Source organism: Vibrio chanodichtyis (assembly GCF_028863985.1).
Classification (GTDB): domain Bacteria; phylum Pseudomonadota; class Gammaproteobacteria; order Enterobacterales; family Vibrionaceae; genus Vibrio; species Vibrio chanodichtyis.
The window spans coordinates 1-12,587 of record NZ_JARBFT010000014.1 but is presented as its reverse complement, the minus strand read 5'-3'; the positions used below and the strand labels follow the sequence as shown (position 1 = coordinate 12,587).

Here is a 12,587-nt window from a genome sequence, read left to right as displayed (position 1 = left end):
GAGGATTAACGATGGCTACAGGTAAGATCGTACAGATCATCGGTGCAGTAGTCGACGTAGAGTTCCCACAGAGCGAAGTACCTAGTGTTTATGATGCTCTGAATGTTGTGGATTCCAACGAACGTCTGGTTCTGGAAGTTCAACAGCAATTAGGCGGTGGCGTGATTCGCGCTATCGTGATGGGTAGCTCGGATGGTTTACGTCGTGGAATGACAGTACAAAACACTGGCGCTCCAATTTCAGTACCAGTAGGTACTAAAACCCTAGGTCGTATCATGAACGTGCTTGGGGATGCGATTGACGAACGTGGCGAGATTGGTGCAGAAGAGGTGTATTCAATTCACCGTCCTGCGCCAAGCTATGAAGAGCAGTCAAGTGCTACCGAACTTTTGGAAACAGGGGTTAAGGTTATCGACCTGATCTGTCCGTTTGCGAAAGGCGGTAAAATTGGTCTGTTTGGTGGTGCGGGTGTTGGTAAAACCGTTAACATGATGGAGCTTATCAACAACATCGCACTGCAACACTCTGGTTTGTCGGTATTTGCAGGGGTTGGTGAGCGTACTCGTGAGGGTAACGACTTCTACCATGAAATGCAGGAAGCCGGTGTAGTTAATATTGAACAACCAGAGCTGTCAAAAGTAGCGATGGTGTATGGTCAGATGAACGAGCCACCAGGCAACCGTCTACGCGTGGCGTTGACCGGTTTGACCATGGCAGAACGCTTCCGTGATGAAGGTCGTGACGTACTGCTGTTTATTGACAACATCTACCGTTATACCCTAGCGGGAACCGAAGTTTCAGCTCTGCTTGGCCGTATGCCTTCAGCGGTTGGTTATCAGCCAACGCTGGCGGAAGAGATGGGTGTGCTGCAAGAACGTATCACCTCAACCAATAAAGGTTCGATCACGTCAGTACAAGCGGTATACGTACCTGCGGATGACTTGACTGACCCATCACCGGCCACTACGTTTGCGCACTTAGATGCCACCGTAGTTCTGAACCGTAACATCGCTGCTATGGGTCTATACCCAGCGATCGACCCATTGGATTCGACTTCACGTCAATTGGATCCATTAGTGGTTGGTCAAGAGCACTACGATGTAGCGCGTGGCGTGCAAGCCACTCTGCAGCGTTATAAAGAGCTGAAAGACATCATCGCGATTCTGGGTATGGACGAACTGTCTGAAGCGGACAAGCAAGTTGTTGCTCGTGCGCGTAAGATTGAGCGTTTCTTAACTCAGCCTTATCACGTAGCAGAAGTCTTCACCGGTGCACCGGGTATGTATGTATCCCTAAAAGAAACCTTACGTGGTTTCAAAGGGTTGCTGGCAGGTGACTACGATGACATTCCAGAGCAAGCGTTTATGTACTGCGGTACTATCGACGATGCGATTGAGAATGCGAAGAAGCTATAAGGCTGACTAGGAGGCGATATGGCAGCAATAACCTTTCATCTGGACGTGGTAAGCGCAGAGAAAAAATTGTTCTCTGGCTTAGTGGAAACGTTTCAGGTGACCGGTAGCGAAGGTGAGCTGGGTATTTTCCACGGCCATGCACCGCTGCTGACCGCTATCACGCCTGGAATGGTGCGTATTGTGAAACTGCACGGCCACGAAGAGTACATTTATGTCTCGGGTGGTATTGTTGAAGTTCAGCCAGGCACAGCAACTGTGTTGGCTGACACGGCAATTCGTGGAGAAGACCTAGACGCAGCTAAGGCTGAAGAAGCCAAACGTCGTGCGGAAGAGCGAATTCTTAACCAGCATGGCGATATGGACTTTGCACAAGCGGCCAGTGAACTGGCTAAAGCCATCGCGCAGCTTCGTGTGATTGAATTGACCAAAAAGCGTCGTTAATCATGCAGATAAGCTGATCAAAAGCCTGACGGATGTCAGGCTTTTTTGTTGCGATTAAATCATACCTCACCCATAACAACCGGTTGCTATCGAGTTATTGAGTGATTGATCATTTATATAGGCACTGCTGAATAAAAATGATCACTCTTCTTGTTTTCGAGATAGCCACCAATTAACTATTTTCGATTTGCTGTTTAAAATACAACGCAGAACAATAATTAGGTACTAGGTAAACGACACATGAAATTCAGTACGGTAATTCTCGCAGCAGGCAAAGGAACGCGTATGCATTCGAATATGCCGAAGGTGCTGCATACCTTAGCGGGTAAACCCATGGTTAAACATGTGATTGATGCATGTAATAACCTCGGTGCGCAAAATATCCATTTAGTGTATGGCCACGCTGGTGACCAGATGCAGCAAGCCTTGGCTAGTGAAAACGTGAACTGGGTTTTGCAAGCACAGCAATTGGGCACCGGCCACGCGGTTGATCAAGCGTCGGCCCATTTTCACGATGATGAAAAAATTTTGATCCTGTACGGCGATGTACCACTGATTTCTGAAGAAACCATTGAAAGTTTACTCGAAGCACAACCGAATGATGGTATTGCGCTGCTGACCGTAGTGTTGGATGACCCAACTGGTTATGGTCGTATTGTGCGTAAACGTGGCCCCGTGGTGGCGATTGTTGAGCAAAAAGATGCCAGTGAAGAGCAGAAACTGATCAAAGAAGTCAATACCGGGGTATTGGTGGCGACCGGGCGTGATTTAAAACGTTGGCTGGCTGGTTTGAACAATAATAATGCCCAGGGTGAATACTATCTCACTGATGTGATTGCGGCCGCGCATAGTGAAGGTCGGGCTGTGGAAGCGGTTAATCCAGCTCATTCGATTGAAGTGGAAGGGGTCAATGATCGTATCCAGTTAGCTCGTCTCGAGCGTGCGTTCCAAGCGCGCCAAGCAAAAAAACTGCTCGAACAAGGGGTGATGCTGCGTGATCCGGCCCGTTTTGATCTGCGCGGTACCTTGCAATGTGGCTATGATGTTGAAATTGATGTCAATGTGATCATCGAAGGCAATGTTTCGATCGGTAATAATGTGCTGATTGGTGCAGGTTCGATACTGAAAGATTGTGAGATTGACGATAACACTGTGATCCGCCCATACAGTGTGATTGAAGGCGCTACGGTCGGCGAAGATTGTACAGTTGGGCCTTTTACTCGTCTGCGCCCGGGTGCTGAGCTGCGCAATAATGCGCATGTGGGCAACTTTGTTGAAATGAAAAATGCCCGCCTCGGGGAAGGTTCCAAAGCCAATCACCTGAGCTATCTTGGTGATGCTGAGATTGGTACTGGGGTTAATGTTGGTGCCGGCGTGATCACCTGTAACTACGACGGTGTGAACAAACATAAAACTGTGATTGGTGATAATGTGTTTGTTGGCTCCGATAGCCAATTGATTGCACCGGTGACTATTGGTCATGGCGCAACCATTGGTGCGGGTACTACCCTAACCAAAAATGTGGCCGAGGGTGAATTGGTCATCACTCGTGCTGCTGAGCGTAAAATTGCCGATTGGCAGCGTCCACTGAAAAAATAGTCTCTCACTGAAAAAATAGTCTCTCACTGAAAAATAGTGTTTCGCTTGATCAGCGAATGGGATACACCATAAAGCTAGAGCCGCCAATGCGGCTCTAGCTCTTTTTCACCATTGTTATCCCCACCAGCAGGTAAAATAACACACGATGGCTATAGGGAGAGGGATTAGTGGTGACTCACATGGTTCGTCGCCGTGAATGATCCAGTCGGCTCGCCATGAGCCATTTTATAACCGAACCATAATCCCGCCGTGCATAGCACAATCGCCATCCCAGTGACGGGTTGCGCTTGACTCGCCAGCGCTGCCACTAACGCACTGGCTAAACTGCTGATACTGATCTGTAAGCTATTTTGTAAGCCTGCCGCGGTAGCTGGGCTGTGTTTGGCACTGGAAAGAGCACGGTTAACTACGATCGGATACAGCGCACCGTTGGCGACGGCAATCAAGCAAAAGGGTGCCAGAATTGGCCAAATAGAGCTGAGTTGCCATTGTGATGCAACCAAAATCATCGCCGCGGAGAGGGTAAACAAAGCCATCAGTAGTTTGAGTACCAAGCCATCACCATATTGGTTAACCGCTTTTTTACCTAAGTAGCCCCCCGCCATAAAGGCGATGGTTTGTGGAATGAAGCTTAGGCCAATATCACGCGCTTGATAACCAAGCTGGGTCATAATTTCTGGCATGCCAGTTAGATAAGCGAAAAAGGCCGCGGAAGCGCAAGCAAACATCATTACATTGCCAAGATAGGCTTTGCTGTGCAGTAAGCCTTTAATATCTTGGGCGATCGAAGTGGTTTTCGGTTCAGTAACTTGATTGGTTTGCAAGCTAGTGCTGACCACCAACACCATACCCATTAAGGCTAAGCTGAAAAAAATACTCGGCCAACCCAAGTGATCGCTAAGCAGTACGCCAAGTTGTGGCGCGAGAGCAGGAGATAGCGCCACTAACGGCATAATTGTGGCAAACACTTGTTGGCTCACCGAGCTTGAATAGCGCTTGATCACCATCGCTTGCCAGATCACCGCCGGGGCGCACACTCCAATCGCTTGGATAAAACGCAGTAGTAATAGTTGCCACACTGAGGTGCTGAATGCGAGACCTGTAGAGGCAAGCGTAAACAACAACAGACCGGCCAATAACGTATTACGATGGCCAAATTTATCACTGGCCAATCCCCACATCAGTTGGCCTAATGCCATTCCGACCAAAAACACGGTTAAAGAGAGCGCAATTTGCTCAGGGCCAGTGCTTAGCGCAACTTCCATCACTTTAAACGCGGGTAAATACATATCGGTAGCGATAAAACCGAGCATCGACAGCGCGGCGAGATACACTAATTGCCAGAAAGAGACGTTCATTTTTTATCCATCAAAACTATTCACACATAAATTTTTCAAGATCCATTCGCCTGAGCTAGGATTTTGCTGTGCTTACATTCTATTTTTGTCTGGCCATGAAGAGAAACGGCAATTTTTTCGGTTATCATACAAAAAATTTGATAGGTAGGTGAGTGATGTTTTCTAAATCCTCTTTAGAGCTGTTGGATGTGGTGGCACGCTTAGGCAGTTTTACTGCTGCGGCAGAAGTACTGCACAAAGTGCCGTCAGCCATCAGTTATAGCGTACGCCAAATTGAGCGTGAACTTGGTGTGATGCTGTTTCGCCGCTTGCCGCGTAAAGTGGAGCTGACCCCTGCGGGTGAGCTATTTATGCTTGAAGCCAGGCAATTGCTGCGCCAGATGGAAGATATCCGAGCACAAACCAAACGGGCTGCGCATGGTTGGCGTAAGACTTTGAAAGTGACACTCGATAATGTGGTTAAGCTGGATAAGATGAAGCCAATGGTAGAAGCTTTTTACCAAACCTTTGACTTTGCCGAGTTGCAGATCAACATGGAAGTATTTAACGGCTCGTGGGAAGCGATTGCACAGGGGCGTGCTGATATTGTGATTGGTGCAACGGCCGCGGTGCCGGTCGGCGGAGATTTTGAAGTACGCGATATGGGTATACTGGATTGGGCATTTGTGATGTCCCCACAGCATCCTTGTGTGCAACAGCAAAATTTTAGCCAAGAATTTATTAGCCAGTTTTTGGCGATCTGCCTCGATGATACCTCAAGCGTGTTACCTAAACGGCATACTGAGCACTATCCTAAGCAGCGACGTTTACTGTTGCCTAATTGGCATAGCGCAACCGAAAGTTTAAAAAATGGCTTGGGAGTCGGCTATATGCCAAGACATATGGCCCAGCCACTGTTGGCGAGTGGTGAGTTGGTTGAGCATGTGTTGCCCGAGCCGGCACAATTGAGCCACTGCTGTTTGGTCTGGCGCAAAGATGAGCATCATAAATTGATTGAGTGGATGGTGAATTATTTGGGTTGTAGTGAGCAACTGTATCGCGATTGGCTACAAGCTCAATAATAGCGCTGGCTCTATCGAGTATTGAGTGCTTGGTGGCCAGCCTCTACACCAACTGGCCACCAAGCGCTCGCGTGAGTGAGATTCAGCATTGACTTATGGACGCTCAAAAATGGTCGCGATCCCCTGACCTAAACCAATACACATAGTCGCAAGGCCATATTTAGCCTTTTGGGCTTCCATGAGATTGATCAAGGTGGTAGTTATTCGAGCACCCGAGCACCCGAGTGGATGGCCAAGCGCGATCGCCCCTCCATTGAGATTGACCTTTTGATCCAGATCTGCGAGCAAATCCAAATCATGGATGCAAGGTAGAGCCTGAGCCGCAAAAGCTTCGTTGAGCTCAACCACCTCAATCTGTTGCATGGTTAAGCCGGCCCGCTTGAGGGCTTTATGGGTGGCAGGGACAGGACCATAACCCATGATCGAGGGATCGCAACCGGCTATCGCCATGGCTTTAATCCGGGCACGAATGGTTAAGCCGAGCGCGTGGGCTTTTTGCTCACTCATGATCAACAAACAGGCTGCTCCATCAGAAAGTGCCGAGCTACTTCCCGCGGTAACGGTGCCAGCGGCGGGATCGAATACGGGTTTAAGTGCGGCTAATTTTGCCAACGTGGTATCTGAGCGGATCACCTCATCGTGGTCGAGCATAAACAGCGTTCCATCGCTAGTGTGCCCTTGGGTCGGTAAGATTTCGTGGTCAAAGTGCCCAGCAATGCTGGCCGCGTAAGCGCGCGCATGTGAGCGTGCCGCAAACTGATCTTGCTGCTCACGGCTGATACCATGCAACTTACCGAGTAGTTCGGCGGTTAATCCCATCATGGCAGCGGCTTTTGCAATGCGTTTACCGATCGCTGGGTGGAAGTTTACCCCGTGAGTCATCGGCAGATGTCCCATATGTTCGACGCCACCGACTAAACAAATTTCGGCATCACCCACCATAATTGCCCGTGCCGCATCGTGCAGCGCTTGCATTGATGAGCCACATAAACGATTTACGGTCACCGCGCCAATTTCAATCGGTAATCCAGCGAGCAGTGCGGCATTACGTGCCACATTGAAGCCTTGTTCAAGGGTTTGCTGAACACAGCCCCAATAAATATCTTCGATTTCTATAGGGTTAACCGATGGGTTACGCGCCAGAATTCCTTGCATTAAATGGGCACTGAGATCTTCGGCGCGTTGGTGGCGAAACGCGCCACCTTTAGAGCGCCCCATCGGAGTTCGCAAACAATCAACAATCACGACCGTATTCATGGTGTTACTCCTGTTCTAAACCGATATACCCTTCCTACTTGAAGCTGCAGCAGTGTTGGCGACGTTCGTTCACCCCAATCACATCGTTTGCCTACGCTCATGGGGACTCACTCACTTGCCGACTACCTGCAACGCCAAGTGGTTTGGGTATAGATAGCGTGCCGATTGGCGATGAGTGATAGAAAGTTTCCCCCTGTTTGGCCATGATGTTGAGTCGTGCTGGCACATGATAGAGCAGACCAAGGTGCGCGTATTGCTGGGCCATGGTGACATAATTGGCGATGCCGAACTGATCGAGATAACGCAATACGCCACCCCGAAAAGCTGGGAAGCCGAGTCCGTAAACTAATGCCATATCGGCTTCCGCCGCTGAGGCAATAATCTCTTGCTCAAGGCATATCACCACTTCATTAATCATCGGGATCATGGTGCGTTCAATGATGGTTGGTGGATCAAAGTGCTGTGCCGCACCGCACACTGAAGCCAGAATGGTAAGTACATCAGCATCGAAAGTTTTTGTCGGTTTACCTTTATCATCGGCCGGATAGTGATAGAAGCCGCAGCCACTCTTCTGGCCTAATCGCTGTGCTTGGTACAAAGCGTCAATCACATCAGGATCTTGTTTGGCCATTCGAGCTGGCAAGCCTTGTGCCATCACGCCTTGTGCATGATGGGCGGTGTCAATCCCAATTACGTCGAGTAGATAGGCCGGCCCCATTGGCCAGCCAAATTGTTGTTCCATGACGTGGTCGATGGCAGTAAAACTTGCGCCATCGCGCATCAGCAGGCTAAAGCCCGCCAAGTATGCAAATAGCACGCGATTAACGAAAAATCCCGGTCCATCATTGACCACGATCGGTGATTTCCCCATTTTGGTGGCATAAGCCACCATACGGTGGATCGTATCTGGTGAGGTGTGCTCACCTCGAATGATTTCGACTAACGGCATGCGGTGTACTGGATTAAAAAAGTGCATACCGCAAAAGTTATCCGGCCGCTGCAATGATTTGGCCAGCCAGTTAATCGGAATAGTCGAGGTGTTAGAGGCCAAAATAGCGTTGTGTTTGAGGTAAGTTTCGACCTCACTGAGCAGCGCCGCCTTGACTTGGGGATTTTCTACTACTGCTTCAATGACCACGTCTGCTTGTTCAATGCCGGCATAGTGTAACGATGGGGTAATTTCAGTGAGAATTTGCGTGACTTTGAAACTGTCTAGCTTGCCATGTGCTAACTGTTTATTCAGTAATTTGGCCGCTTCAGTCATTGCTTGTTTTAAACGGGTTGGAGCTAGGTCTTTAATAAAAACGGGCACGCCGCTAAAGGCTGACTGATAGGCAATCCCTCCCCCCATTATACCTGCACCGATGACGGCAGCATGGTGGGTTGGTTGGCTAGCTGCGGTGCTGGATTGTTTGGCGAGTCCTTTAATATATTGATCATTAAGAAAAATGCCTACCAGCGCTTCGGCTTGGCTCGATTTTGCGAGTTGGATAAAGTGCTTACGCTCGATGTCGAGCGCGGCTTGCCGCGATAAACTTGCTGCTTGTTCAATCGCATTGATGGCCGTCAGCGGAGCGGGGTAATGTTGGCCAGCGACCTGAGCGACCACTCCTTTGGCGGTGGTAAAACACATTAGTGCTTCGAGTTTACTCAGGGCGAGTGGCGCGATTTTTTGTTGGCGGCGCTGTTGCCAGTCCAATTTCCCGCTGAGCGCTTGAGTTAATATCGCAATCGCACTAGCGATCAGTTGGTCACTCTCAACCAGCGCATCCAACAATCCGAGTTGTAACGCTTGCTCGGCTGGGCAGGTTTTGCCTTGAGTAATGATGTCTAATGCCGTGTCTGCACCCAGTAAACGAGGCAAGCGAACCGAACCACCAAATCCAGGCATGATGCCGAGTTTGGTTTCCGGTAAGCCGATGTTGGTAGTGTGATCGCCAATGCGAAAATCAGTGGCGAGCACACACTCACAGCCACCACCAAGCGCGTGACCTTTTAATACCGCGATGGTTGGGAACGGTAAGTCTTCCAGTTTGTTAAAAATGCTATTGGCAAACTGCAACCATTGGTCTAACTCGCTTTCTGGCTTAGCAAACATACTGAGAAATTCGCCAATGTCCGCCCCGACGATAAAAGCTGGCTTATCAGAGCTTAAGATTAGACCTTTGATGCTGGGATCCGCGGCCAACGCATCGAGTGCCGCATCAAGAGATTGAATGGTGTGCCGATCCAGTTTGTTGACTGAAGCTGGAGCGCAAAAGCACAGCTCGGCAAGGCCATTCGCCAGTGGTTTTACCTGTAGATTTTTTGCTTGGTAAATCATGGTCTATCTCCGTGACATACAATCAGTGATTGAAACAACGATGATATTTTGAATATGCAGATTTGACGGGTGACCTAAGTTTGGACACGATATCGGTCAAATTCAACACGCATTGCACACAATCGGTTAACAAGTGGCGAGGGCTAATTCGAGCTTGTGGCAAGCCTGTGTTACACTCAGCCAGTTTTTGTTGAGGCGCTAAGTTATGAAGCTCGATCCTTACCATATTCCCATCGCTTCGGTTCAATATGAAGAAGAGATTAAGAAGAGCTTGTTTGTCACTACGTTAGCCCATACGCCAGATAGCCACAGTGCAAAAGCTTTTATTGAGCAGATTAAGCAACGCCATACTGGAGCTCGTCATCATTGTTGGGCTTTTGTGGCAGGGCGCCCTGAAAACTCGATGTTATGGGGATTTAGTGATGATGGTGAGCCCTCCGGTACCGCAGGCAAACCGATGCTGGCTCAACTGACCGGTTCTCATATCGGTGAAATCTGTGCGGTAGTGACCCGTTATTATGGCGGTGTTTTACTGGGCACGGGTGGATTGGTGAAAGCTTATGGTGGCGGGGTGCAGCAAGCGCTGAAACAACTACAAACCATTGAGAAAAAAATCACCACCCAATTAAGTCTGACGTTAGACTACCCGATGATCCCACTGATGCAGGCGCTGTTGATGGAGTTCTCTGCGCAACAGATCGCTGGCGATTATGGCCAACAGGTACATTGGGTGGTCGAGCTAGAAGTGTTACAAGTCGCCGCTTTTTGTCAGGCGGTGATCAATAAAAGCAGCGCTAAGGTTATTATTGAACACTTAGATAATGATTAATCTGCCCATCACTGGGCTTTAAATACCCTAAATCGGAATATCGCCGCCGTCATGCAGTTTCGTTCAATTATTCGTATCGTTGGGCTTTTGCTCGCCCTGTTTAGTATCTCGATGCTGGCACCCGCGCTGGTGGCGTTAATTTATCGCGATGGTGCCGGCGTGCCATTTGTCTCGACCTTTTTTGTGTTGTTGTTGTGTGGCGCACTATTTTGGTTTCCTAATCGACGTCATAAACATGAACTGAAAGCGCGTGACGGTTTTTTGATTGTCGTCCTGTTCTGGACGGTTATCGGTAGTGCGGGCTCATTACCATTTCTGCTGTCTGATAATCCGGGTGTTTCGGTGACGGATGCTTTTTTTGAGTCGTTTTCGGCTTTAACTACCACCGGCGCTACTGTCATTGTTGGGTTAGATGAACTCCCCAAAGCGATTTTGTTCTATCGCCAATTTTTGCAATGGTTTGGTGGTATGGGGATTATTGTACTGGCGGTGGCGATTTTGCCAGTCTTAGGGATTGGTGGCATGCAGCTGTATCGTGCCGAAATTCCAGGCCCAGTTAAAGATACCAAAGTGACCCCGCGCATTGCTGAAACGGCCAAAGCGCTGTGGTATATCTATTTAAGCCTGACTATTGCATGTGCTGGCGCATTTTGGATGGCCGGCATGACCTTGTTTGACGCCATTTGCCATAGTTTCTCCACCATCGCGATCGGTGGCTTTTCAACGCATGATGCCAGCATGGGCTATTTTGACAGCTACGCGATTAACCTGATCACTGTGGTGTTTTTGCTGATCTCATCATGTAACTTTACCTTGCACTATGCAGCGTTTGCGACCGGTGGCGTACATCCTAAATACTACTGGCGCGATCCTGAGTTTCGCGCTTTTATGGTGATTCAAATCTTACTGTTTATGGTTTGTTTTTTGATTCTGTTTAAACACCATACCTATGACAGTTTTTATCAAGCTTTTGACCAAGCACTGTTCCAAACGGTATCCATCTCGACTACCGCCGGATTTACCACCACCGGATTTGCGGATTGGCCGCTGTTCTTGCCAGTGCTGCTGCTCTTCTCTGCTTTTATTGGTGGTTGTGCCGGCTCGACGGGAGGCGGTATGAAAGTGATTAGGATATTGCTACTCACCTTGCAAGGAGCGCGGGAGATGAAACGCTTGGTGCATCCGCGAGCCATCTACTCCATCAAATTAGGTGGTCTAGCACTTTCACAGCGCGTGGTTGATGCGGTGTGGGGATTTTTTTCGGCCTATGCCTTAGTGTTTGTGGTGTGCATGCTGGCCTTGATTGCGACCGGAATGGATGAATTGAGCGCGTTTTCCGCAGTAGCGGCTACGCTGAATAACTTGGGCCCCGGTCTTGGTGAAGTTGCAGTACACTTTGCTGATATCAATGACCACGCTAAGTGGATTTTGATTGTTTCTATGCTGTTTGGTCGGCTAGAGATTTTCACGTTATTGATTTTGTTCACCCCCACATTCTGGCGTAACTAATCATAACTATAATAGCAGCAGCTTAGGAGGAATGGGTGAGAGCGTTATTACTGTATTCAAGCCAAGAAGGGCAAACGCGTAAAATTATCCAACGTATCGCCGCGCAGATGCCAGAATATACTTGTGAGGTGCAAGACTTACATCAAAGCATCGATATTGACTGGGCGGAATACGACAAAGTACTGATTGGGGCATCAATTCGCTATGGGCGACTTAATCCCGCCCTGTACCGTTTTATTGAGCATCACTTAGTGGGATTAACCAGCCGCAAAGCGGCCTTCTTTTGTGTCAATTTAACCGCTAGAAAAGAACAGCAAGGAAAAGATACTCCACAGGGCAGTGCCTATATCCAAACTTTTCTGAAAAAGTCGGCTTGGCAGCCAGAGCGAATCGCGGTATTTGCTGGCGCACTTTATTATCCGCGTTATCGCTGGTTCGATAAAATGATGATCCGCCTGATCATGACCTTAACTGGTGGCGAGACCGATACGAGTCAAGAAGTCGAGTATACCAACTGGGATAAAGTCGCTAAATTTGCTCAACAATTCCGCAATTGGTAGCAAAAAACATCATTTCTGGGGTTTGCTGATGGCTTTTTCATCAAACAGTCAAAAGGAAGGAAAAAAAGCACAAAAAACACTTGCCAGTGTGAAGCAGATCTCTATAATGCGCCCTCACTGACACGGCAGACGCCGCAAGGCTTCAGAGCCAGTCAGTGAGGCAAAACGCTTCGATGCAAAAAGATGAAAAAAGTGTTTGACACTGACAATTATCTCGCTAGAATGCACAGCCTCT

The 12,587-nt window shown here is 48.7% G+C and carries 10 protein-coding genes; 7 read left to right on the top strand and 3 right to left on the bottom strand.

The annotated features are described in order from the left end of the window. The first annotated feature begins 11 nt into the window (after window positions 1-11). From atpD to glmU, 3 genes are all read left to right on the top strand, one after another. Entirely contained in the window at window positions 12-1,415 is a 1,404-nt protein-coding gene (atpD, locus tag PUN32_RS11880; protein ID WP_166014011.1) for a F0F1 ATP synthase subunit beta, read from the top strand. An 18-nt stretch (window positions 1,416-1,433) separates the two neighbouring features. Then, window positions 1,434-1,856 (top strand): F0F1 ATP synthase subunit epsilon, encoded by a 423-nt coding sequence (locus PUN32_RS11875; RefSeq protein WP_274723422.1) that lies wholly within the window; start codon window positions 1,434-1,436, stop codon window positions 1,854-1,856. Window positions 1,857-2,096: 240 nt separating this feature from the next. Continuing rightward, window positions 2,097-3,455, top strand: coding sequence for a bifunctional UDP-N-acetylglucosamine diphosphorylase/glucosamine-1-phosphate N-acetyltransferase GlmU (gene glmU / locus PUN32_RS11870; RefSeq protein ID WP_274723421.1), 1,359 nt, complete (start codon window positions 2,097-2,099; stop codon window positions 3,453-3,455). A gap of 164 nt (window positions 3,456-3,619) precedes the next feature. Here the strand turns inward: glmU and punC are convergent, their stop codons facing one another. After that, complete coding sequence (gene punC, locus PUN32_RS11865; protein ID WP_274723420.1) at window positions 3,620-4,813, bottom strand: purine nucleoside transporter PunC; 1,194 nt, start codon at window positions 4,811-4,813, stop codon at window positions 3,620-3,622. Window positions 4,814-4,968: 155 nt separating this feature from the next. Here punC and punR point away from each other — a divergent pair, with 155 nt between their 5' ends. Further along, window positions 4,969-5,874, top strand: a complete 906-nt coding sequence (gene punR / locus PUN32_RS11860) for a DNA-binding transcriptional activator PunR (protein WP_274723419.1) — start codon at window positions 4,969-4,971, stop codon at window positions 5,872-5,874. A 93-nt stretch (window positions 5,875-5,967) separates the two neighbouring features. On the opposite strand, the gene fadA is transcribed toward punR, so the two are convergent. Together fadA and fadB are read right to left on the bottom strand one after the other, a co-directional pair. Next, window positions 5,968-7,131 carry an acetyl-CoA C-acyltransferase FadA gene (fadA, locus tag PUN32_RS11855; RefSeq protein WP_274723418.1) on the bottom strand — a complete coding sequence of 388 codons (1,164 nt, stop codon included), beginning with the start codon at window positions 7,129-7,131 and terminating at the stop codon, window positions 5,968-5,970. A gap of 97 nt (window positions 7,132-7,228) precedes the next feature. After that, the gene (gene fadB, locus PUN32_RS11850) at window positions 7,229-9,454 is read right to left on the bottom strand and encodes a fatty acid oxidation complex subunit alpha FadB (RefSeq protein WP_274723417.1); all 2,226 of its coding nucleotides are present in this window, start codon (window positions 9,452-9,454) and stop codon (window positions 7,229-7,231) included. Between the two features lie 205 nt (window positions 9,455-9,659). Here fadB and PUN32_RS11845 point away from each other — a divergent pair, with 205 nt between their 5' ends. The 3 genes from PUN32_RS11845 to hemG are packed head-to-tail and all read left to right on the top strand — an operon-like array spanning window position 9,660 to window position 12,352. Continuing rightward, complete coding sequence (locus tag PUN32_RS11845; protein ID WP_274723416.1) at window positions 9,660-10,283, top strand: YigZ family protein; 624 nt, start codon at window positions 9,660-9,662, stop codon at window positions 10,281-10,283. 51 nt (window positions 10,284-10,334) lie between these two features. Further along, a complete protein-coding gene (locus tag PUN32_RS11840) occupies window positions 10,335-11,792 on the top strand; it encodes a TrkH family potassium uptake protein (RefSeq protein ID WP_274723415.1) in 1,458 nt (485 codons plus the stop codon). 35 nt (window positions 11,793-11,827) lie between these two features. Beyond that, window positions 11,828-12,352, top strand: a complete 525-nt coding sequence (hemG, locus tag PUN32_RS11835; protein WP_274723414.1) for a menaquinone-dependent protoporphyrinogen IX dehydrogenase — start codon at window positions 11,828-11,830, stop codon at window positions 12,350-12,352. Window positions 12,353-12,587: the final 235 nt, after the last annotated feature.